At 71.4% G+C, this 20,615-nt stretch carries 21 protein-coding genes and 1 pseudogene; 9 read left to right on the forward strand and 13 right to left on the reverse strand.

Going from position 1 to position 20,615, the window contains the following annotated elements; all coding sequences use genetic code 11:
* Positions 1-4 precede the first annotated feature (4 nt).
* On the reverse strand, positions 5-1,138 hold the full coding sequence (locus ACIRB1_RS27155; RefSeq protein WP_403467396.1) for a methyltransferase: 1,134 nt from the start codon (positions 1,136-1,138) through the stop codon (positions 5-7).
* Positions 1,139-1,215: 77 nt separating this feature from the next.
* Between ACIRB1_RS27155 and ACIRB1_RS27160 the strand changes: the two genes are divergently transcribed.
* The 4 genes from ACIRB1_RS27160 to ACIRB1_RS27175 all read left to right on the forward strand — a co-directional run bounded on the left by ACIRB1_RS27160 (position 1,216) and on the right by ACIRB1_RS27175 (position 4,797).
* Complete coding sequence (locus tag ACIRB1_RS27160) at positions 1,216-1,857, forward strand: alpha-ketoglutarate-dependent dioxygenase AlkB (protein ID WP_352179210.1); 642 nt, start codon at positions 1,216-1,218, stop codon at positions 1,855-1,857.
* Positions 1,858-1,995: 138 nt separating this feature from the next.
* Entirely contained in the window at positions 1,996-3,234 is a 1,239-nt protein-coding gene (locus tag ACIRB1_RS27165; protein ID WP_403467307.1) for an ROK family protein, read from the forward strand.
* Between the two features lie 119 nt (positions 3,235-3,353).
* Positions 3,354-3,605, forward strand: a complete 252-nt coding sequence (locus tag ACIRB1_RS27170) for a hypothetical protein (RefSeq protein WP_352179208.1) — start codon at positions 3,354-3,356, stop codon at positions 3,603-3,605.
* 10 nt (positions 3,606-3,615) lie between these two features.
* Entirely contained in the window at positions 3,616-4,797 is a 1,182-nt protein-coding gene (locus tag ACIRB1_RS27175; RefSeq protein ID WP_352179207.1) for an SPFH domain-containing protein, read from the forward strand.
* Between the two features lie 119 nt (positions 4,798-4,916).
* Here ACIRB1_RS27175 and ilvY read toward each other — a convergent pair.
* Positions 4,917-5,768, reverse strand: a pseudogene (gene ilvY, locus ACIRB1_RS27180) (HTH-type transcriptional activator IlvY).
* Between the two features lie 88 nt (positions 5,769-5,856).
* Here ilvY and ACIRB1_RS27185 point away from each other — a divergent pair.
* Complete coding sequence (locus ACIRB1_RS27185; protein ID WP_403467308.1) at positions 5,857-7,326, forward strand: ketol-acid reductoisomerase; 1,470 nt, start codon at positions 5,857-5,859, stop codon at positions 7,324-7,326.
* A 40-nt stretch (positions 7,327-7,366) separates the two neighbouring features.
* Here ACIRB1_RS27185 and ACIRB1_RS27190 read toward each other — a convergent pair whose 3' ends face one another.
* From ACIRB1_RS27190 to ACIRB1_RS27215, 6 genes are all read right to left on the reverse strand, one after another.
* Positions 7,367-8,137, reverse strand: a complete 771-nt coding sequence (locus ACIRB1_RS27190; RefSeq protein WP_403467309.1) for a TIGR03943 family putative permease subunit — start codon at positions 8,135-8,137, stop codon at positions 7,367-7,369.
* Positions 8,134-9,144: a permease gene (locus ACIRB1_RS27195; RefSeq protein ID WP_352179203.1), complete on the reverse strand. Its 1,011-nt coding sequence runs from the start codon at positions 9,142-9,144 to the stop codon at positions 8,134-8,136. The genes ACIRB1_RS27190 and ACIRB1_RS27195 overlap by 4 nt, the downstream gene beginning before the upstream one ends.
* A 136-nt stretch (positions 9,145-9,280) precedes the next feature.
* A complete protein-coding gene (locus tag ACIRB1_RS27200; RefSeq protein WP_403467310.1) occupies positions 9,281-10,195 on the reverse strand; it encodes a phosphotriesterase in 915 nt (304 codons plus the stop codon).
* A complete protein-coding gene (locus tag ACIRB1_RS27205; protein WP_403467311.1) occupies positions 10,189-10,773 on the reverse strand; it encodes a DUF4865 family protein in 585 nt (194 codons plus the stop codon). The genes ACIRB1_RS27200 and ACIRB1_RS27205 overlap by 7 nt, the downstream gene beginning before the upstream one ends.
* Positions 10,774-10,784: 11 nt before the next feature.
* Positions 10,785-11,180, reverse strand: coding sequence for a cupin domain-containing protein (locus tag ACIRB1_RS27210; RefSeq protein ID WP_403467312.1), 396 nt, complete (start codon positions 11,178-11,180; stop codon positions 10,785-10,787).
* 12 nt (positions 11,181-11,192) lie between these two features.
* Positions 11,193-11,768, reverse strand: coding sequence for a TetR/AcrR family transcriptional regulator (locus ACIRB1_RS27215; RefSeq protein ID WP_403467313.1), 576 nt, complete (start codon positions 11,766-11,768; stop codon positions 11,193-11,195).
* 235 nt (positions 11,769-12,003) lie between these two features.
* Between ACIRB1_RS27215 and ACIRB1_RS27220 the strand changes: the two genes are divergently transcribed.
* From ACIRB1_RS27220 to ACIRB1_RS27230, 3 genes are read left to right on the forward strand one after another with little or no spacing between them, the layout of a single operon-like run.
* The gene (locus ACIRB1_RS27220) at positions 12,004-12,315 is read left to right on the forward strand and encodes an SHOCT domain-containing protein (protein ID WP_403467314.1); all 312 of its coding nucleotides are present in this window, start codon (positions 12,004-12,006) and stop codon (positions 12,313-12,315) included.
* Positions 12,312-13,064 (forward strand): ABC transporter ATP-binding protein, encoded by a 753-nt coding sequence (locus tag ACIRB1_RS27225; protein WP_403467315.1) that lies wholly within the window; start codon positions 12,312-12,314, stop codon positions 13,062-13,064. Before ACIRB1_RS27220 ends, ACIRB1_RS27225 begins: the two co-directional genes overlap by 4 nt.
* Entirely contained in the window at positions 13,061-15,622 is a 2,562-nt protein-coding gene (locus tag ACIRB1_RS27230; protein ID WP_403467316.1) for an ABC transporter permease, read from the forward strand. The genes ACIRB1_RS27225 and ACIRB1_RS27230 overlap by 4 nt, the downstream gene beginning before the upstream one ends.
* A gap of 255 nt (positions 15,623-15,877) precedes the next feature.
* Here ACIRB1_RS27230 and ACIRB1_RS27235 read toward each other — a convergent pair whose 3' ends face one another.
* The 3 genes from ACIRB1_RS27235 to ACIRB1_RS27245 form a co-directional block, all read right to left on the reverse strand.
* Positions 15,878-16,423 carry an ATP-binding protein gene (locus tag ACIRB1_RS27235; RefSeq protein ID WP_352179195.1) on the reverse strand — a complete coding sequence of 182 codons (546 nt, stop codon included), beginning with the start codon at positions 16,421-16,423 and terminating at the stop codon, positions 15,878-15,880.
* The gene (locus tag ACIRB1_RS27240) at positions 16,420-16,815 is read right to left on the reverse strand and encodes a hypothetical protein (protein ID WP_403467317.1); all 396 of its coding nucleotides are present in this window, start codon (positions 16,813-16,815) and stop codon (positions 16,420-16,422) included. The genes ACIRB1_RS27235 and ACIRB1_RS27240 overlap by 4 nt, the downstream gene beginning before the upstream one ends.
* A gap of 367 nt (positions 16,816-17,182) precedes the next feature.
* Positions 17,183-17,506, reverse strand: coding sequence for a hypothetical protein (locus ACIRB1_RS27245; RefSeq protein ID WP_266774568.1), 324 nt, complete (start codon positions 17,504-17,506; stop codon positions 17,183-17,185).
* A 340-nt stretch (positions 17,507-17,846) separates the two neighbouring features.
* Between ACIRB1_RS27245 and ACIRB1_RS27250 the strand changes: the two genes are divergently transcribed.
* Positions 17,847-18,971 (forward strand): PLP-dependent cysteine synthase family protein, encoded by a 1,125-nt coding sequence (locus ACIRB1_RS27250; RefSeq protein WP_352179193.1) that lies wholly within the window; start codon positions 17,847-17,849, stop codon positions 18,969-18,971.
* Positions 18,972-19,108: 137 nt separating this feature from the next.
* On the opposite strand, the gene ACIRB1_RS27255 is transcribed toward ACIRB1_RS27250, so the two are convergent.
* Together ACIRB1_RS27255 and ACIRB1_RS27260 are read right to left on the reverse strand one after the other, a co-directional pair.
* Positions 19,109-19,579 (reverse strand): SRPBCC family protein, encoded by a 471-nt coding sequence (locus ACIRB1_RS27255; RefSeq protein ID WP_403467318.1) that lies wholly within the window; start codon positions 19,577-19,579, stop codon positions 19,109-19,111.
* A 70-nt stretch (positions 19,580-19,649) separates the two neighbouring features.
* The gene (locus ACIRB1_RS27260) at positions 19,650-20,477 is read right to left on the reverse strand and encodes a DeoR/GlpR family DNA-binding transcription regulator (protein ID WP_352179191.1); all 828 of its coding nucleotides are present in this window, start codon (positions 20,475-20,477) and stop codon (positions 19,650-19,652) included.
* Positions 20,478-20,615 lie beyond the last annotated feature (138 nt).

A 20,615-nucleotide genomic window follows, 5' to 3' on the forward strand; every position in this document is an offset into this window, starting at 1 on the left:
GCCGTTACCTCTTCACGGCCTTCAGGACCACGAACTTGGCGTCGCTGGCCACGAGTTGACTGTTGCCGAACAGCCGCTTCAGCTTCACGTGGTAGGCGAGATGCCGGTTGCCGACCACCCACAGCTCACCGCCGGGCCGCAGCGCGCGCCGCGCCCCGGAGAACATCCGCCAGGCCGTCGCGTCCGTCGTCGCCTGATGGGAGTGGAACGGCGGATTGTTCAGCACCAGGTCCACACTGTCGGCCGCCACCCCGACCATGCCGTCCCCGACCCTGAACTCGGCCTGCCCCGGCACCCCGTTGGCCTTGTACGTCGCCTCCGCCGAGGCCACGGCCTGGAACGACTCGTCCACGAACAGGACTTCGGCCTCCGGGTCGGCCAGCGACACCGCCGTACCGACGACTCCGTTGCCGCACCCGAGGTCCACCACCCGGCACGGACCGCGGCCCTCGGGCAGGTGCTGGAGGAAGAAACGGGTGCCGATGTCGAGGCGTTCGGCACAGAACACCCCCGCGTGGTTGACCACGGTCCGCCCCGAGACCGTGCCGATGCCGTCCGGCAGGGCGTAGCTGTGCGGCCAGGGGTTGGCGGCACGGGACGCCGACGACCGGGGCGTGCAGTGGATCAGCCGGGCCTTCTTCTCGGCCAGCGAGGTCCGGGTCGGGCCGAGAATCCGCTCGAACAGCTTCAGCGTCGAGGTGTGAATCTCCTTCACCATGCCGGTGCCCATGACCACCGTGTCCGCGTGCACCGCGGGCCCCAGCCGCAGCAACTGGTCCTCCAGCAGCGCGAGGCTCTTCGGCACCCGCACCAGCAGCACGTCCACGCGCTCGGGCGGCGGATCCTGGGTGGTGAGCAGCCGTACGGAATCCGCGTCGACGTCGTTGCGGGCGAGGTTCGCCCTCGTCGCCTCCTGGGTGAGGAACGAGTCGGTGATCTGCACCGGACGGTGCTCCGCGAGCGCCGTGGCCAGGGCGCCCCAGCGGTCGCCGACGATCACGACCGTCCCGGACAGCGGGGTGTCCTGTTCCGCGAGCTGCCGCAGAAGGTATTCGTCGGAGGCGTCCCAGGCGCGCAGCCGGTCGCGGGGGTCCTCGGGAAAGCGGGACAGGGCGCGGTCGCCCCACGGAGTCGTCATTCGGTCGATATGGTCGTCCATCGTGCGCCAAGGCTAACCGAGTCCCAGCTCACGGCCGGTCGGGGCAGGATGGAGCCATGGACGCCGAGCTTTTTCCGAGGGCCCGCACGGAGATCGCGCCGGGCGCGGTGCACGTCCCGGACTGGCTGGACCCGGACCGGCAGCGCGACCTCCTGACCGCCTGCCGGGAGTGGGCCAGACCCCCGGCGGGCCTGCGCACGGTCCGCACCCCCGGCGGCGGCACGATGACCGCCCGCCAGGTCTGCCTCGGCTGGCACTGGTACCCGTACGCCTACGCCCGCACGGTGACCGACGGCGACGGCACCCCGGTGAAACCCTTCCCGGCCTGGCTCGACGACCTCGCGCAGCGAGCGGTCACCGACGCACTGGGGGCGCCGACAGCGCCGTACGACATCGCCCTGATCAATTTCTACGACGGCGACGCCCGCATGGGCATGCACCGTGACGCCGACGAACGTTCCGACGCCCCCGTCGTCTCCCTCAGCCTCGGCGACACCTGCGTCTTCCGCTTCGGCAACCCCGAGACCCGCACCAAGCCGTACACGGACGTCGAGTTGAGGAGCGGCGACCTGTTCGTGTTCGGCGGGGCGTCACGGCTGGCGTACCACGGCGTGCCGAGGGTCTACGAAGGCACGGCGCCAGGGGAGTTGGGACTGAAGGGCCGGCTGAATGTCACGCTCAGGGTGAGCGGGTTCTAGGGGCGCGGGGCTGTATCGGCAGGCGGCTCCGCCGCGTGGGCGCGATCGGCCCCACCGGCCGGCACCGTGCACACGACCCGAGCGGACCGTGTGGCACTCAGGGTCACCCCCTCCGCGGATCATGGGAGACTCGCCCTCATGAGCGGCAAGGCGGACCCCCGGCCGGCGGGGAATGGGACCACCTCAAGAGCGCGACTGGACCGGGGCCGCGGAGCCCTCGGCCCCGCGCTGGAGCTCGTGCACACCGGCCGCGCCCCCACCCGCGCCGTCCTCACCGCCGAACTCGGCGTGACCAGGGCGACGGCAGGCGCGGTGGCCGCCGAACTGGAGGCGCTGGGCCTGATCAGGGTCGACGCCCGCCCCGGCGCCGCGGCCGGTTCGCAGGGCCGCCCCTCGCACCGGCTCGCGCTGGCGGAGGACGGCCCCGTCGTCCTCGCCGCCCAGGTGCACGCCGACGGCTTCCGCGCCGCGCTCGTAGGGCTCGGCGGCCGGATCGTGGCGACCGCACCCGGCTGCGAGGCCGTGGACGCCGACCCGGCGAAGGTGCTCGGCTCGGTCGTCCAGGCCGGCGCCGATCTGCTGCGCGAGACCGGCCGGCGCTGCGTGGGCGCCGGACTCGCCGTACCGTCCGCCGTCGCCGAGCCCGACGGGCTGGCACTGAACCCCCTGCACCTGGCCTGGCCCGCGGGCGCGCCCGTGCGGCGGATCTTCGCCGAGTGCGTGCGCGCGGCCGGTCTCACCGGACCCGCGTTCGCGGGCAACGACGTCAACCTCGCCGCGCTCGCCGAGCACCGGCACGGCGCGGGCCGGGGCGCCCGTGACCTGCTGTGCGTGGCGACCGGACACCGGGGTGTCGGCGGCGCGCTGGTGCTCGACGGGCGTCTGCACACCGGGAGTTCGGGCCTCGCGCTCGAGGTCGGGCACCTCACCGTGAACCCTGAGGGGCGCCCCTGCTACTGCGGCAGCCGGGGCTGTCTCGACGTCGAGGCCGACCCGCTCGCCTTCCTCACCGCCGCGGGTCGTGAGCCGGGGCCCGAGGTGTCCCTGCTCCAGGAGTCGAACGAACTGATCCGCCACCACTACGACGACCCGTCCGTCCGGGAGGCCGCCGAGGCACTGATCGACCGGCTCGGACAGGGCCTGGCCGGGCTGGTCAACATCCTCAACCCGGACCGGATCATCCTCGGCGGACTGCACCGCACCCTCCTGGACGCCGACCCGGACCGGCTGCGCGCGGTCGTCGCCGACCGGAGCCTGTGGGGGCAGAGCGGCGGCGTGCCGATCCTCGCCTGCACCCTGGACCACAACAGCCTGGTCGGAGCAGCCGAGTTGGCGTGGCAGCCGGTCCTCGACGACCCGCTGGGCGCACTGTCCTGACCGGGCGCGGAGCCGCCCGGCGGACGCCGTGGAAAAGGTGTGTGGCGGGCCCGTTGGGTCCGTGACCCGAGTGGGTCTATCGTCGGAAACCTAAGGCCAGAGGATGGAGGCGGCCGGTGATGCCGCAGGACGAGGCCGTGATCGGATGCACGGGAGAGGTGATCATCGAGACCCGGGGGAGTGCGGGCCCCGGCGAGATCCTCGTGCGGGTCCGGGGCGGTTCCGAAACCTTCCTGGCCTGGTCGGATGATCCCCTGCCCACGGGGGCCAAGGTGCTCGTGATCGAGTCCCGTGGACGGCGTGCCGTGCACGTCATCGAGTGGGCGGATCCATTGGACGCGCTGGACGGCGACCCCGTCCGCGCAGAGTGAGGAGCAAGACATGTTCGGTTACCGCGTCCCCGCCCCCGATGAGGCGATGCTGATCTCGGGTGGCAGGCGGGGACTGGGGGGCGCGCCGTTCCGAGTGGTGACGGGGCACGGAAAGTTCGTGCTGCCGGTGTTCCGCAAGACCCGCTTCCTCACGCTGTCGATGTGCGAGGCCGAGGTCACCGAGACCTGTGTGACCCGGCAGGGCATCGCGCTGCACGTCCGCGCCGTGATCGCGTTCAAGGTCGGCAACGACACCGAGAGCATCATCAACGCGGGCCAGCGCTTCCTCTCCGACCAGGACCAGATGTCGGTGCTGACCGGCCGTATCTTCGCGGGTCACCTGCGGTCCATCATCGGCTCGATGACGGTCGAGGAGATCGTCACGGAGCGGCAGAAGCTCGCCGCCGAGGTGCTGGACACATCGAAGGTCGAGATGGCCAAGATCGGCCTGATCGTCGACTCGCTCCAGATCCAGTCGATCGACGACGGCGAGGTCGGCTACATCGAGGCCATGTCCGCACCGCACAAGGCGGCCATCCAGCGGCAGGCCCAGATCGCCCAGGCGCAGGCCACCCAGGCGTCGGTCGAGGCGGAGCAGGTCGCGGCCCGCAACCAGGCGGAGTACGCGCGGCAGACCGCGGTCGTCAAGGCCGAGTACTCGGCCGAGGTCGACCGCGCGCAGGCGCAGGCCGCGCAGGCCGGGCCGCTCGCGCAGGCCCACGCCCAGCAGGAGGTGCTGGCCGCGCAGACCGAACTGGCCCAGCGCCAGGCCGAGTTGCGCCAGCAGCAGCTTGTCGCCGAGATCGTGAAGCCGGCCGAGGCGGAGGCTCAGCGGATCAAGCTGCTTGCCATCGCCGAGGCGGACCGGATGAAGATCCAGGCGGAGGCGGCGGCGTCGTACGACCGCGTCGCGCTGGACCGGATGCTCATCGACCAGCTTCCGCAGATCGTGAAGGAAGCGGCGGGGGGCCTCGCGGGGGCCAACGTCAATGTCCTCAACGGGGCGGACGGGCTGGGCGAGATCGCCGCGGGCCTGGTCTCGCAGGGGCTGACGATCCTCGACTCGGTGCGGGGGAATCTGAGTGGGGCGGACCCGGACGGGCGTCGGCCCGGTGACGAGGTCAAGAACCTGCTCCAGTTGCAGTCCAAGAAGGACGAGAAGAAGAACGACGGGCCGGTTGACCTGGACTGAGCGGCGGCGCTCCGCGGGGGTCTCGGGGCCGTGTGCGTCGTGGTTCGGTGCGGCCCCGTCGTGGCTGGGCGCGCAGTTCCCCGCGCCCCTTTCGGGGCGCTTCAGCAGAGGGCGTTGCTCTACGGCCCCGTCAGGCTCCACAGAGCTGCCACCAAGGGGCGGCGTAGGTCTGTTCTTCGTACGCACAGGCCGATCGGGAACGGCTCCGGGGGCGGGCTCGCCGTGATCACCTCCAGCCGTTCCCGTACGGCGCTGTGGTCCAGGACCAGGCGGGGTACCACGCCCGTTCCGCAGCCGAGGGCGACCAGGGTCAACAGGCCTTCGTGGCCGTCCGGTTCGCAGGCCACGTCAGGGACGGTGCCCCGGCTGCGGAACCAGCGGTCGGCGGCCTCGCGGACCAGACCGCGGTGGGGAAGCACGAACGGGCCCGTCAGCTCCGGGTCGGGACGGTCGAGGGCGGTGACCAGGACGAGTTCGGTCACGGCGACCGTGCGGCTCACCAGTGATTCCGGGAGCCGGGCCGGGATGCCCGCGACCGCCACGTCGACCTCGCCCTCGTCGAGGCGCGCCAGCGCGGCCGCCGCGTCGCCGGTGCGCAGGTCGAGCCGTACCTAAGGGTGCGCGGACCGGAAGGGTGCCAACAGGTCGGGCAGCAGGGCCTGGCAGGCGGTCACCGTGGCGAACAGGGCCAGTCCGCCGGTGAGTTCGGCCGGGTCGGGATGCTCCTCGCGATAGGCACGCCACAACTCCAGTGACCGGACGGCGTATTCACGGAAGCGGTGGCCCTCGGCGGTCAGGGAGACCCCGCGCGCGCCCCGGTCGAACAGCCGGTGTCCAAGGTCCGCCTCCAGCCGCTGCACGGTCCGGGTCAGCGTCGCCGGGCTGACATGGCAGTCGAGACTCGTCCGCCCGAAGTTCAGCGTCTGCGCCAGATGCAGAAAAAGCCGAAGCTCCCGATGGTTGTCCCGCATGCCGTGACCTGGCCCTTTCAGTTGGCGCAACAGGCCGCTGCGCAGGTTGCGCTTGCCGCAACGCCCGCCCGGAGCCTACAACTCCACCATGACCTCGACCACGTACACCTCCGCCGTGTTCGCCCTCGAAACGATGGACGTGCCCGGCGGCACGGAGACCATCCTGCGCGGTGGCCGGCACCTCTTCCCGCTGCTCCCGCGGGCCTTCGCCGGCGTCCGCCGCATCGGCGTCATCGGCTGGGGTCCGCAGGGCCGGGCCCAGGCCCGCAACCTGCGCGACTCCCTCGCCGGCACGGACATCCGGGTGAGCGTCGGCCTGCGTCCCGGCTCGGCATCAGCGGCCGACGCCCGCGCGCACGGCTTCACCGAGGAGGACGGCTCGCTCGGCGACTGGCTCGCCGTCACCGCCGACAGCGACCTGGTGATCCTGCTCATCGCGGACGCGGCCCTAGCCGCCCACCACGAGGAGATCTTCGCGGCCCTCGGGCCCGGGGCCACCATCGGCCTCTCGCACGGGTTCCTGCTCGGTCATCTCCGGGAAACGGGCGGGGAGTTCCCGTCAGGACACGGAGTCATCGCCGTCTGCCCCAAGGGCATGGGCGACTCCGTACGGAGGCTCTACGAACAGGGCGCCGAGATCAACGGCGCCGGAATCAACAGCAGTTACGCCGTCCACGCCGACCCCGACGGCAGGGCCACCGACCGCGCGCTCGGCTGGTCGGTCGCACTCGGCTCGCCGTACACCTTCCGCACCACCCTGGAGAGCGAGTACCGCTCCGACATCGTCGGCGAACGCGCCATCCTCCTCGGCGCCGTCCACGGCATCGTCGAGAGCCTCTTCACGCGCTACCGTCTGACCGGCGACGACGCGGTGACCGCGTACGAGCGGTCCTGCGAGAACGTCACCGGGCCCATCGCCCGCACCATCTCCCGCGCGGGACTCCGCGCCGTCCGCGAGGAGTTGACCCCGGCCGGACGCGAGGTCTTCGACCGCGCCTACTGCGCGACCTACGGCCCCGCCCGCGAGATCGTCGCCGAGATCTACGACGAGGTCGCCGACGGCACCGAGCTGCGCAGTGTCGTCCTGGCCGAACGGCGGCTCGGCGCACGGGAGATGAGCGGGATCGGCGGCTCACCGATGTGGGCGGCGGGGGCGGAGGTGCGGGCGCGCCGGGCCGAACGCGCCCTGCCCGTCGAGCCGTTCACCGCCGGGGTGTTCGTCGCGACGATGACCGCCCAGGTCGACGAGTTCGCCGAGCGCGGCCACCCCTGGTCGGAGATCGTCAACGAGTCCGTCATCGAGGCGGTCGACTCCCTGCTGCCGTACATGCACGCCCGGGACGTGGCCCACATGGTCGACAACTGCTCCCGTACGGCCCGCCTGGGAGCCCGTCGTTGGGGCCCGCGCTTCCAGGCGGCCTACGAGCAGATCGCCTACCCGGGGTCCGAACTCCCGGCGGACGAGGCCCTGTTGTCGGCCTTCGACACTCACCCCCTGCACGAGGCGCTGGCCTCGGCGGCGAAACTGCGCCCCTCCGTGGACATCTCGGTGGCCTAGCTCAACCGCCTTCCCGAGTCGCCCGGCTCAGTGGTCCGGTTCAGCGCGGGGTCCCGAACGGCAGGGCGTCCTGGTAGGCGTTGACCGGCTTGGCGACCTTCTGGACGGTGACGCCGTTCAGCGCGGCGGCGGCGGAACTCGTCCCCAGGGTTCCGCTCGCGTGCCAGGTCCCGGTGATCGTCACCCAGGTGTTGGCGGACAGGGCCGGGATGCCGTAGACCCGCACCTTGATGGACTGGGCGTCCGCCGCACAGCACGAGATCATGATCCGGGTCAGGTCCCAGTACTCGGACCCCTTGTCGGGCGTGACGAACCCGGTCATCTGGACGGTCCGGCCCTTGATGGCCCGCTTGCGGTCCTGCTGCACGCGGGTCGTGAAGTCCGTGAGCGTCATCGGCAGCGGCGAGGTCGCGGGCAGCGGGTCGAAGGCGTCCCGCACGGGGACGGCCTTGGTGGCGGCGCGGGAGGCGGTGTAGGCGCCGAGGGCGGGTGGGGCGTAGAAGAGGAGGCTGAGGGCGGGGAGGAAGAGCAGCCAGGCGACGCGGGGGACCTTGGAGTGGTTGTGGCCCACGTGCTCTTCGGGGTGTTCGGTGTGGTGTTGGCCTATGGGGTGGTCATCCACGCCCGGGTGCTGCCGTGCCCGTGACCACGCCTCCGCGATGCCCAGCAGGATCAGCAGGAATCCCGAGGCGACGAGCATCGGGCGCATGCTCGGCTTGACGTAGCGCAGGCACAGGTCGGTGAAGAGGGAGGCGTGGAGCAGGCCCAGGCCGCTGAGGACGAGCAGGGTCACCTGGAGTGGGCGTCTCACAGCAGTACGCCTCCGATCAGCGCGCTGGACAGCACCGCGACGACCGTCGTGGCGGTGGAGAAGCGGACCGCGAACGCCCGGCCGAACGTGCCCGCCTGGAGGGCGATCAGCTTCAGGTCGACCATGGGGCCCACGACCATGAAGGCGAGCCGGGCCGTGGGGGAGAAGCCCGTGAGGGAGGACGCCACGAACGCGTCGGCCTCGGAGCAGACCGCGAGGATGATCGCCAGCGCCGCCAGGAACAGCACCGACAGCCAGGGCGAACCGGCGAAGGTGTCCAGGACGGAGCGCGGTACGGCCACGTTGAAGGTCGCCGCCGCCATCGCGCCGACGACCAGGAAGCCGCCCGCGTGCAGGAAGTCGTGCTGGAAACCGGTCCGGAACTCCGTGAAACGGCTGTGTCCCGGCCGGTGCCCGGTGTGCCGCGCGACCGGCCGCAGCCACTCATCGCGCCCCAGCCAGAGCCACAGCCAGCCCATCACCACGGCGGTCGCGAGCGAGGCGAGCAGCCGGGCCAGCACCATGACCGGGCTGGCCGGGAAGGCGATCGCGGTGGCCGTGAGCACCACCGGGTTGATCGCGGGCGCGGAGAGCAGGAACGCGAACGCGGCGGCCGGGGTGACCCCGCGCCCGATCAGGCTGTTCGCGACCGGCACCGACGCGCACTCGCAGCCCGGCAGCACGACCCCCGCCATCCCGGCGACCGGCACGGCGAACCCGGCCCGCTTGGGCAGCACCTTCGTGAACACCCGTGCCGGCACGAACGCGTTGATCGCCCCTGACAGCGCCGTACCGAGCAACAGGAAGGGCAACGCCTGTGTGGTGATGGCGAGACACACGGTCCGCCAGGCCTGCACGGCCGGTGAGTCCAGCCACCGCCCGACGGCGAACAGCAGCAGCCCGGGGACGACGGCCGCGCCGAGCAGCATGAGCGGCCAGGACCGGGGCCAGCCGGTCGTCGCGACGTCCGCCTCCGCCGTGCTCGGCGGCTCCACTGTCGTCTGCACACGGGCTCCACATGTTCGATGTTCGCGTCGAACATAGCGGTCCCGCGTCAGCCCTCGACGACCGGCTCCGGAGAGAGCGCGTACTGCGCGAGCCCCTGCCCGAGCGACCAGTCGTTCACGGCGGACATCACGTCTCTCAGGGGTGGTGCAGGGCGAACGCCCGCGCGGGGTTCTCCGTGAGGATGCGCCCCACCAGCTCCTCGCCCACCTCCACCGCGAGCCGAGGCCCCACCCGCCGCAGCAGATACGGCATCCCCGGACCGCCGTCCACCGACCGTGCCCCGGCGACCACCGTGTCCCCGCCGAGCAGCAGCCGGTCCCCGAACCCGGCGTCCGCCAGCGCCCGCACCGCGTCCGGCATCCGCCAGTCCGTGGCGTGATGGGCGCGGGACGGCCCGTCGAAGGCCAGGTAGGCACCCGATGCGGCGGCCTGCCGCTGGACCGTGAGATCGGGGGAGCGGTTGAGATGGCCGAGGATCACCCGGTGCGGTGCGACCCCCGACTCGTCGCAGAGCAGGTCGAGTACGTCGAGCGCGCCTGTGCCCGCCTCCAGGTGGACGGCGATCGGCGCGTCCGTCGCCCGGTGGGCCTCGGCGGCCGCGGTCATCGTCCAGCGGGCGTGCGCGTCGAGGCCGTGGAAGCCGCCCGCGACCTTGATGAGTCCGGCGCGAACGCCCGACGGCCCGATGCCCTCGGTCAGTTCGCCGACGAAGACCTCGGCCAGCCTGCCGCGCAGGCTCTCCAGCAACTCCGGGCTGTAGTGCGCCGCTTGGTGCAGCCCGGTCGCGCAGACCACCTGCACTCCGGTCTCCCGCGACAGCAGCGGCAGATCGGCGACCCGCCGCCCCATCCCGTACGGCGTCCACTGCACGACGGCACCTCCGCCGGCGGCTCGGAACGCGGCCAGCTCGGCCCGCGCGGCCGTGGCGTCGCCCAGTTCCTGGCCGGGGAGGAGCGGGCTCCTGAGGAAGAGGTGGTCGTGCGCGTCGCACACGCCCAGCAGCCCGGGGTCCACATCTCCAAGTACCGTACGGACGACGGTGCTTACCACTGCCGGCCTCGCGGAAGAACGCCCCGTCCCGGCGCCGAGAGATGCAGCACCTGGAACACATCGCCCTCCGCCTTCGGCGTGTCGTGTTCCCAGAGCGAGAAGTGGACCAGCTCCCAGCGGTGCGGGTCGACGGCAGCCGCCGCGAGCACCGCGCCGTCCTCACCGGCCAACCGCCGTGTCTCACCCACCGCGTCCTCCATGACGGTGGCCAACTCCCCACCCTCCGCGATCGGTTGACGCCGCCGCACGGCAACGACCGCCGGGGAACCCGCCGCGCCACCCTCCTCGTACGCGAGCCCCGACCACCCCAGCACCTCGGGCCGCCCGAAGTCGTCGACGAGCCCCTGGAAGGCGCCGCCCCAGAGGAAGCGGTTCATGCCCTCGACCGTGTTCCACAGGTAGAACGGCGCGTACTGGTTGACCGGCGAACCGTGCACTCCGCGCTCACGCAGGAGATACGTCTTGAAGCCGAGCCCGTCCCAGTCGTCGAGCAGATGCCCGACCCGTGCGACCCGGCCCCGGATGACGCCCATGTCGTAGTCGGCGGGCAGGGTCAGTTCGTACTGCGTCGCGTGCATCAAGTGCCCCCTCAGGCAGGGTAGTTCGCCGGCTCGACGTGCTCGTGCCAGTGGACGGTCGTGCCGTCCTCCGCCGCCTCGACGAGCGCGATGTGCGTCATGAAGGTGCGCGGTGCGGCGCCGTGCCAGTGCCACTCGTCCGGCTCGATCCACACGGTGTCGCCCGCGCGGATCGCCTCCACGGCACCGCCCTTGCGCTGCACGAGCCCCTCGCCCTCCAGGACGTGCAGCACCTGCCCGTGCGGATGGGTGTGCCACGCGGTGTGCGCGCCCGGCGCGAAGTGCACGCTGAACATCCGTAGCCGGGACGGCGGTTCGGGCGCGGCGAGTTCGTCGAGCCACACCGTGCCGGTGAAGTTCTCCGCCGGGCCCTGCCGGGTGTCGGGGCGCTGCCTGGTGATGTGCATGAACCGGGGCTCCTATCGGGGCGAGAGAAGGGAGAGCAGTCCCCGGACACCGGTGTCGAAGGCGGCCGGCGAGCCGGAGGCGCGGGCCAGCACATAGCCGCCCTGCACGGTCGCGAGGATCGTCGCGGCGATCTCCTCGCCGTCCAGCTCCGGCCCGAACTGCCCCTGTTCCTTGCCCTCTTCGACGATCCCGGCGAGCCGCTCACGGATCGCGTCGAGCGTCTCGTCGACCGGCGCCCGCAGCTCGGCGCTGGCGATCACGTCCGGGTCCATCGTCAGCCGCCCGACCGGACACCCGCGCAACACATCGCGCTCGCGCCGCAGATACGCCTCGATCCGGTCGTACGGCGTGCCGGGACCGTCGAGGACGGCCTCGGCGGTCGCCCGCAGCTCAGCGGCGGTCCGCCGGATCGCGGCCAGCGCCAGATCCGGCTTTCCACCTTTGAAGTGGTGGTACATGCTGCCCTGCCCGGCGCCGGACCGCTCCAGGATCGCCTTGGGGCTGGTGCCGACGTAGCCGCGCTCCCACAGCAGCTCGCGCGTGGACTCGATCAGTCGCTCCGGGGTGCTCACGAGTGGACTGTACATACTAGTAGGTACAGAAGTCGAGGCCCTACGGAGTAACCGGGATGCACGTGCGTACTCCCCGGGAGGTACGCACACTGCCGCTGCCCGTACGACGACCTGGACCCCTCCCCGGAGCGAGTCTCGATACATCGCGGGAAGCCCGTCGAGGGCTACACCGGACGGAAGCCCTTCCCGCCGACGGCTACGTCAACAGAAGCCCCTCCAGGGGCTCGGGACTACTTGGAGATGTATCGACATGCAGACTCTGGCGAACTGGCACGGCGGCGGGCCCGGCCCGTGGATCCTGTTGTTCCCGCTGATCTGGGCGGCCGTAGTGGTCGGCGTGGTCACCGTCCTGCGCCGCACCGTCTGGCGCGGTCGGGGAATCGGCCGCGGCGGTCCGTGGCGCGCGATGGCCGACCCCCGCCCCACCGGCGACTCCCCGCTCGCCGTCCTCGGCCGCCGCTTCGCCTCCGGCGAGATCGACGAGGACGAGTACTGGCGCCGGCTGTCCGTCCTGGACGAGCAGTTCGGCCGCGCCGCGGGCAAGGGTGGCGGCCCCGTATGACCACCGTGACCACCACCCGCACGGCCGCCCGGGTCGTCGACGCCGTCAAGGTCCACGGCGTCGGCGACACCGCCGTACGCGCCCTGGACGGGGTGAGCGTCGACTTCCCGGCCGGCCGCTTCACCGCGATCATGGGCCCCTCGGGCTCCGGCAAGTCCACCCTGATGCACTGCGCGGCAGGTCTCGACACCCTCACCTCCGGCTCCGCCTACATCGGTGACACGGAACTCGGCTCCCTCGACGACCGACGCCTGACCCTGCTCCGCCGCGACCGGGTCGGCTTCGTCTTCCAGGCGTTCAACCTGGTGCCGACGCTGACCGTCGCGGAGAACATCACCCTGCCCCTGGACCTCTCCGGAACCAGCGGCGACCAGGACTGGATCGACGCGCTCGTCGACGTCGTCGGCCTGCGCGACCGACTCCACCACCGCCCGTCCGAACTCTCCGGCGGGCAGCAGCAACGCGTCGCCGTGGCAAGGGCGTTCGCGGGCCGGCCCGAGGTGGTCTTCGCCGACGAGCCGACCGGCAACCTCGACTCCCGCTCCGGCGGCGAGGTCCTCGCCCTGCTCCGCCGCGCCGTGGAAGAGACCGATCGCACGGTCGTGATGGTGACCCATGACCCGGTGGCCGCCGCCCACGCGGACGAGGTCGTCTTCCTCGCGGACGGCAGCCTGGTGGACCGGATGGCATCACCCACGGCGGAGAAGGTCCTGGACCGTCTGAAGGCCTTCGAGGACGTGAGGCCATGAACGCGTCCGTGCGCCTGAGCATGTCCTCCCTGCGATCCCACAAAAGGCGCTTCGCCGGTACGTTCCTCGCCGTGTTCCTCGGGGTCGCCTTCCTCGCCGGGACCCTTGTCATGGGCGACACGCTGCGGGCCAACTTCGACACCATGTTCGGCGACGCCACCAGCGGCACGGACGCCGTGGTGCGCAGCGCCGACGCCATCACGACACCCGGCGAGAGCCAGGGAGTCCGCCAACCCGTACCCACGAGCCTCGCCCGGACCGTCGAGGCAATCCCCGGCGTGGCGGCAGCCGTCCCGGACATCCAGGGCGCGGGCCAACTCGTCGGCGCCGACGGCAAGGCCATCGGCGGCAAGGGCCCGCCCACGCTCGCCGGCAACTGGATCACCGACCCGGAACTCAACCCGTACCGGCTCGCCGAGGGCCGAACTCCCTCCGGTCCGGGCGAGGTTGTCATCAACCGGGGTGCCGCCGACAAGGGTCACCTGAAGATCGGCGACACGACGACCCTCCGCACACCGGACCCCGTCAAGGTGACGATCGTAGGCCTCGCGACCTTCGGCGGCGAGGACGGCATGGCCCAGGTGACCTTCACCGGCATGACCCAGTCCGACGCCGAGAAGTACCTCACCGCGAAGCCGGGGGAGGCGTCGACCATCCAGGTGAGGGCGGGCCCCGGCGTGAGCCAGCAGACCTTGGTCGACCGCCTGACTCCCATTCTCCCCAAGGGAGTTGAGGCGATCACGGGTCAGCGGTCGGCGCAGGAGGACACGGACATGATCTCCTCCCAGTTCCTGACCGTCTTCACCACCTTCCTGCTGGTGTTCTCCGGCATCGCCCTGCTGGTCGCCACCTTCTCCATCCACAACACGTTCGCGATCGTCATCGCCCAACGCACCCGCGAGAACGCCCTGTTGCGAGCGCTCGGCGCATCCCGCCGCCAGGTCACCGCGGCGACCGTCACCGAGGCGAGCATCGTCGCCCTGGCGGCGTCGGCCGCGGGACTCGCGGGCGGCATCGGGATCGCCGCGGGCCTGAAGATCCTCTTCCCGGCGATCGGATTCCCCTTCCCGGGCGGCGACTTGGTGATCCGGCCGCTCTCCATGACCCTCCCCCTCGCGGTCGGCGTCGTCGTCTGCCTGGGCTCCGCGCTCATGCCGGCCATCCGGGCGGGCCGCACCGCGCCCCTGGCCGCCCTGCGCGAGACGGCGGTGGACCAGTCCGGCGCGTCCCGCGTCCGCGCGCTGACCGGAACGGCCCTGGCGGCCCTGGCACTGGGGACCACCCTCACCGGCGTACTGGTCTCACCGACCCTGCTGCTGGCGGGAGTTGGCGCCGTCCTCGCCCTGCTGGCCTTCGTGGTCCTCGGCCCGGTCGCCTCCTCCACGGCGGTACGTGTCCTGGGCAGCCCCCTGGACCGGCTGCGTGGCGTCACCGGCGGCCTGGCCCGCCGCAACGCCCTGCGCAGCCCCCGCCGAACGGCCGCGACCGCGAGCGCACTGATGATCGGCGTGGCCGTGGTGTCCCTGTTCACCGTGTTCGGCGCCTCGTTGAAAGCGACGATGGACCAGACGGTGTCCCGTTCCTTCGCCGGTGACGTAGCGGTCAGCACCCCGTCGTTCGGCGCGGGCGGCAGCGGCATGAGCCCTCGACTGGCCGGAGCCATCGCCACGTTGCCCGAGGTGGACACGGCGGTGGGCCTGGGCCGAGGAGTGGCCGAAGTCGACGGCCGGGGAAGGGCGTTGACGGTGACCGACCCCACTGCCCTGTCCCGCACCTTCGACCTGGGCAGGGTCCAAGGCTCCCTCCGCGCTCTGGGCACCGACGGCATCGCCATCACCAGAACAGAGGCCGACAGCCACCACCTCACCACCGGCAGCAGGACCCGGCTCACCTTCACCGACGGCAAGAAGGAGACCTTCACGGTCCGGGCGGTCTACGGCCGCTCCGAACTCGCCGGCGACTACGTCATCACCCGAGCCGCCTGGGCCCCGCACCGCACCCAGGACTCGGACACCCTGGTCGCCGTCTCCTTCAAGAACGGCGTGAGCACCGCCAAGGGCAAGACGGCGGTCGAGAAGGTCGCGGCCCAATACGGCAACCCACAGGTCCAGACCCGCCACGAATACGCCCAGTCCTCGGCCGGCGGCATCGACATGATGCTGACCCTCGTCTACGCACTCCTCGCCCTCGCGGTCCTGATCGCCCTGCTGGGCATCGCCAACACCCTCACCCTGGCGATCCACGAACGCACCCGGGAACTGGGCCTGTTGAGGGCGGTCGGCCAGACCCGTTCCCAACTCCGGGCCATGGTCCGCTGGGAGTCGATCCTGGTCGCCGCCTTCGGCACCCTCGGCGGACTCGCCCTGGGGGCCTTCCTGGGCTGGGTGCTGGTCAAGGCCTCGGACGGCGCGAGCGACAGCGCCTTCGCCTTCGCGATCCCACCCGTACAACTCATGGTGGTGGCCCTGGTGGGCGTCTCCGCGGGAGCACTTGCGGGCCTGCGCCCGGCACGCAGGGCGGCCCGGCTGGACGTACTCCGGGCGATCGCCACCGAGTGAGCAGGACACCGGCTTCCGGCGCCCCGTAGGCGAGCGGACCAATAAAGAGAGGTGTGCGCGCGAGGCGTTGCGATGCGGTCCGGTGCCGTGAGATCTCAAGAACGGACCAGGTGGGTCGTCGTCCGAGGCGACCCACCTGGTCCACCGTCTTGGATGCCGGCCCACCTGTCCCTCCGGCGTGGGCACCGGCCCGGCGGTCCGGCCGCCCAGGACGCCGGCCCCGCCACAGCCAGCCCGCGACGAATCACCGCCCGATCAACCGGCAACGGCCGACCGGGCGGGAGCGTGTTGAGGCCGATGACCGTCGACCGGGTGCTCGACCTCGGTGACGAACCGGTGCGCGGGTTTCTCCGTGACCGCACGGCGCGGAGGACGGCTCGGCGTGGCGGCAGCGGGCGTCGGCGCGGTGAGCGTGAACCACACGACCTTGCCCGACTCCCCGTCCGGCCGCACGCCCCAGGTCTCGCTGACGGCGGCGACCATCGCGAGCCCGCGCCCACAGGTGGCCGTAGGGGAGACCTCGTCGATGTCGCCCACCACCGGAAGCCGGGGATCGTGGTCGCGCACGGAGACCATGAGCTGGTCCAGCAGCAGCTCGATCTCGACGACGCACGTCTTGTCGGGCTGGGCGTGCCGGTGGACGTTGGTGAGGAGCTCTGTCACACCGAGCGCGGCCCGGTCTATCAGAGGGTCCAGATGCCAGTAGCGCAACTGCGCAGATACGATTCTGCGGACCTGGCCGATCCGCGACGGCAGGGCTTGGAGCTCCACCGTGCAGTGCCTGCTTGGGTGACTGATCACGGCTGCGACTCCCCGACTGAGGTCCGGAAGAACACGGAGTTCGGATCCAGCAGGGAGGTCAAGGAAAGGCCGCCTGCTGTTATGTCCGGCGGGCTGGTTCGCAGCGTTATCGCCGGTAAACCCAGAGTGACGTGAGACCAGAGTGACTCAGGGGCCGCTGTCCCGCAACTCGCGGCCGGCCACTGCTCGTCAATGGCGCGGATGAACCGCTCCGTGGCGCGGAAGTCCCGCTCTAGGGCGAGGCCGAGCGGCTCCTGGGTGCCGACGATCCGCCCCACGGTGATGTCGACCCGCTCCAGCGTGATGTCGATCCGCTCCACGGTGAAGGCGATGCGCTCCGGCGTGATGTCGATCCGCTCCGCTGCGATGGCGATCCGCCCCACGCCGCGCACGAACCGCTCCCCGGCACGGATCGGCGACTCCCACGGCTGCGATTCCTACGGCGGCCAGGCTCACGACGGCTGCGACTCCCAAGGCTGCCGCTCCCGCGAGGTCCGCTTGCGCGAGGGTCGCTCCCGCGAGGGGCGCTCCCGCGACGCCTGCTTCCGCGAAGTCCGCTTCCGCGAAGTCCGCTCCCGAGACGCCTGCTTCCGTGAGGGGCGTCCTCGCGAGGGTCACTTCCGTGACAGGGGTTTTCGCGACGCGGCTCCCGTACCGCGGCCTCCGCCACGGTCCCCAGCGCCAGCGCACCGCCGCGACCCCCGCCGCACCGGCACTTCTCGCGCCGCTCGCACCGCACGGGCATCGCCCCCGCACGGATCACGCGCCCCGCCCCGCCGCCTTGCGCACGGCCTCGATGAACCGGCGGGCCGCGGGTGGCCCCGGCTGTCCCGGCGCGGGGTCGTGCTCGCCGAGGGTCAGCAGGTACCTGTTGCCGTTGAGGTCGGCGAGCGCCCGGTCCTCGGGTGCGAACCACGGCTTCGACGCGCGCACCGCCTGTACCGGCGCGCTGTCGATCTCGCTGCCGTAACTGGTGAGCAACTCAAGCCTGCCGTCATTGATCCGGACCTGTCCGGCCCGGGTCAGCGAACGCAGCCGCTTCCCGATCCGCACGCCCGTGGCCGTGAACTCCGGCTCCGCCATGCTTCCCCACCCCCTTGTTCCAGGACATCTGGTGATCCAGTGTGCGCCCCCGTTGTGGACGTTCGTCCCGCTGCGATGCAGTCTGCCCGCCCGGGGCGTCGAGCACCAGTACGTACGGCGCGGTCACGGTGAGTATCCGGAGCACTCGCGCGAGTGCGCCCCCGGCGTCGGCCCGAGGTCCGCCGAAAGACCAGCGGGTCGGCGTCAAAGCTCTGCCCCAGGGCCGCCTTTGACCTCCCCAAAGGTGTGTTTATGCAGGTGAGAAGCGTGCGGAAGGTGCTTATGATCGAGGTGTCGGCCGCGCGAGGCGCCGTCGGCGCGAAGCGTAAGGAGCCCCGTCGTGAGCACCACCCCCCAGGCCCTGACCGGCGCGACCCTCGACGTCGACCGCAGTGACGCTGCCTACCGGAGCTGGCTGAAAGAAGCCGTCCGCAAGGTCCAGGCCGACGCCAACCGCTCGGCGGACACGCACCTCCTCCGCTTCCCCCTCCCGGAGAGCTGGGGCATCGACCTGTACCTCAAGGACGAGTCGACCCACCCCACCGGCAGCCTCAAACACCGCCTCGCCCGCTCCCTCTTCCTCTACGGCCTCTGCAATGGCTGGATCCGGCCCGCCCGCCCGGTGATCGAGGCGTCGAGCGGTTCCACGGCCGTCTCCGAGGCGTACTTCGCCAAGCTGATCGGCGTCCCCTTCATCGCGGTCATGCCGCGCACGACCAGCGCCGAGAAGATCCGCCTGATCCAATTCCACGGCGGCCAGTGCCACTTCGTGGACGACCCGCGCACGATGTACGAGGAGTCGGCAGCCCTCGCGGTGGAGACCGGCGGCCACTACATGGACCAGTTCACCTACGCGGAGCGGGCCACGGACTGGCGCGGGAACAACAACATCGCCGAATCCATCTTCCGCCAGCTGGAGTTGGAGCGTTTTCCGGAGCCCGCGTGGATCGTCGCCACCGCAGGCACCGGTGGTACGTCGGCGACCCTCGCGCGCTACGTCCACTACATGCAGCACGACACCCGCGTCTGTGTCGCCGACCCGGAGAACTCCTGTTTCTTCGAGGGCTGGACCACCGGCGATCCGGACGTCACATGCGACTGCGGTTCCCGTATCGAGGGCATCGGCCGCCCCCGGATGGAGCCGAGCTTCGTCCCCGGCGCGATCGACCGCATGATGAAGGTTCCGGACGCGGCGAGCGTCGCCGCCGTGAGAGCCCTGGAACAAGCCATCGGCCGCAAGGCGGGCGGCTCCACCGGCACCGGCCTCTGGAGCGCCCTCAAAATCATCGCCGAGATGGTGGAGGCAGGCCAACAGGGCAGCGTGGTAACCCTGTTGTGCGACCCGGGCGACCGCTACCTCGACAAGTACTACTCGGACACATGGCTCGCGGAACAAGGCCTGGACGTCACCCCGTACAGCAAGGCGATCACCTCGCTATTGGCAACGGGGGTGTGGCCCAGCTGAGTTGATGAGCGTCGGTGGTGTCTCGCCTTTCAGTGGCGCGGGGCTGCACCGACGTGCGGCTCCGCCGCGTGGGCGCGACCCGCCACAGCGCAGCCGCAGTCGACGCGCACCCGCGGTCGACGTGCGTCCGCAGGCTCCTAGTCGGCCAACCGCCGGTCCAGCTTCGTCACCGCACCCCTGAACGCCCGCCCCAACCCAGGGCGAGCCATCCGCACCACCCCTCGGAACACCGCGGTCCCCTCCACGGCAAAGGTCCACTGAACCCGTGTCCCGGACCCGGCAGGACTCAGCCGCCACTCCTCGGCCATCGCGCGGGCGCCCGGCGCGTTGGTGACGTCAACCCGGTACGCGTACACCTCCGCCGGCTTCGCCGCGATCACCGTCTCCCGGAAGTGCCCGCCACCCGTCAGCCGGATGTCACGCCCGGCCCCGTCGTCGACGGACCGCGCACTGGTGACGGCCGAGAACCATTCCGCCCACCCGGGCACATCGTCGTTGAGGGCGTGGAAGACCGCGTCCGGTGCCGCGGACATCTCCTGTGCGAAGACCAGACGTACCGGAGCGGTATCGATGAAGTCGAGCCCGACGGGCCGCAGCTGGTTGGCCATGGACGCGAACCCCCTTGACGGTTAGGGGAAGTTGACCGGGTTGGGCGACGTCACGATAGCTGGCGACCCGTCAGATGTCTGCCCCGTCGGCGACTTCGCCCGCCACCACCAGCCGCAGCTGTTCCGAGATCTCCGCCCGCGTCTCCGCCGGCAGCCCGGCGTCCGTCACCAGCGTGTCGACCTGTTCCAGGGAGGCGAACGAACTCAGGCCCACCGTCCCCCACTTGGTGTGGTCCGCGACGACCACGACCCGCCGAGCGGACTGCACGAGCCTGCGGTTGGTCTCGGCCTCGGCGAGGTTCGGTGTCGACAGGCCGGCCTCGGCCGATATCCCGTGCACACCGAGGAACAGCATGTCGAAGTGGAGCGCCGCGATGGCCTGGTCGGCCACCGGACCCACCAACGAGTCGGAGGGGGTGCGCACTCCGCCGGTCAGCACGACCGTCGCCGCACCCTGCCGCTGCCCCGACGTGCGCTGCGCCGCGTGGAAGACGTCGGCGACGCGCACCGAGTTGGTGACCACGGTGAGGTCGGGCACTTCGAGCAGGTGATGCGCGAGCGCGTATGTCGTCGTACCGCCCGAGAGTGCGATCGCCGTGCCCGGCGCCACCAACTCCGCGGCGGCGCGGGCGATGTCCTCCTTGGCGGTCAGCTCCAGGCCCGACTTCGCCTCGAAACCGGGCTCGTGGGTGCTCGCCTCGACCACCGGGACGGCTCCACCGTGCACCTTCTCCAGGACGCCCTGGCGGGCCAGCGCGTCGAGATCGCGACGGACGGTCATGTCCGACACGCCGAGCTTGCGGGTCAGTTCGTTGACGCGGACGCCACCGCGGCGTCGGACCTCGTCGAGGATCAGGGCGCGCCGCTGCTCCGCGAGGAGGTTCTGATTCTCACTCACGTACGCTCCGGTCCTTTCGCCGCAACCCGTCATCCTGCCGACGCACCCGCCCCGACCAGGTCGTTCTTCGCGGCGGCGGTGCGCGGACGTCCCATCCTCGCACGCCCCCGCACCCACCGCGCCACCGCCTGTCCCGAC

The sequence above is a fragment of the Streptomyces sp. NPDC096013 genome (assembly GCF_044763565.1).
Classification (GTDB): Bacteria; Actinomycetota; Actinomycetes; order Streptomycetales; family Streptomycetaceae; genus Streptomyces.

What these genes read in the sequence shown, in the direction of transcription:
- ACIRB1_RS27220 (WP_403467314.1), top strand. Translation starts at nt 12,004, where the DNA reads ATGCAGACTCTGGCGAACTGGCACGGCGGCGGGCCCGGCCCGTGGATC.
- ACIRB1_RS27215 (WP_403467313.1), bottom strand. Translation starts at nt 11,768, where the DNA reads ATGTACAGTCCACTCGTGAGCACCCCGGAGCGACTGATCGAGTCCACG.
- ACIRB1_RS27230 (WP_403467316.1), top strand. Translation starts at nt 13,061, where the DNA reads ATGAACGCGTCCGTGCGCCTGAGCATGTCCTCCCTGCGATCCCACAAA.
- ACIRB1_RS27170 (WP_352179208.1), top strand. Translation starts at nt 3,354, where the DNA reads ATGCCGCAGGACGAGGCCGTGATCGGATGCACGGGAGAGGTGATCATC.
- ACIRB1_RS27255 (WP_403467318.1), bottom strand. Translation starts at nt 19,579, where the DNA reads ATGGCCAACCAGCTGCGGCCCGTCGGGCTCGACTTCATCGATACCGCT.
- ACIRB1_RS27165 (WP_403467307.1), top strand. Translation starts at nt 1,996, where the DNA reads ATGAGCGGCAAGGCGGACCCCCGGCCGGCGGGGAATGGGACCACCTCA.
- ACIRB1_RS27175 (WP_352179207.1), top strand. Translation starts at nt 3,616, where the DNA reads ATGTTCGGTTACCGCGTCCCCGCCCCCGATGAGGCGATGCTGATCTCG.
- ACIRB1_RS27225 (WP_403467315.1), top strand. Translation starts at nt 12,312, where the DNA reads ATGACCACCGTGACCACCACCCGCACGGCCGCCCGGGTCGTCGACGCC.
- ACIRB1_RS27205 (WP_403467311.1), bottom strand. Translation starts at nt 10,773, where the DNA reads ATGCACGCGACGCAGTACGAACTGACCCTGCCCGCCGACTACGACATG.
- ACIRB1_RS27210 (WP_403467312.1), bottom strand. Translation starts at nt 11,180, where the DNA reads ATGCACATCACCAGGCAGCGCCCCGACACCCGGCAGGGCCCGGCGGAG.
- ACIRB1_RS27160 (WP_352179210.1), top strand. Translation starts at nt 1,216, where the DNA reads ATGGACGCCGAGCTTTTTCCGAGGGCCCGCACGGAGATCGCGCCGGGC.
- ACIRB1_RS27185 (WP_403467308.1), top strand. Translation starts at nt 5,857, where the DNA reads ATGACCTCGACCACGTACACCTCCGCCGTGTTCGCCCTCGAAACGATG.
- ACIRB1_RS27155 (WP_403467396.1), bottom strand. Translation starts at nt 1,138, where the DNA reads ATGACGACTCCGTGGGGCGACCGCGCCCTGTCCCGCTTTCCCGAGGAC.
- ACIRB1_RS27245 (WP_266774568.1), bottom strand. Translation starts at nt 17,506, where the DNA reads ATGGCGGAGCCGGAGTTCACGGCCACGGGCGTGCGGATCGGGAAGCGG.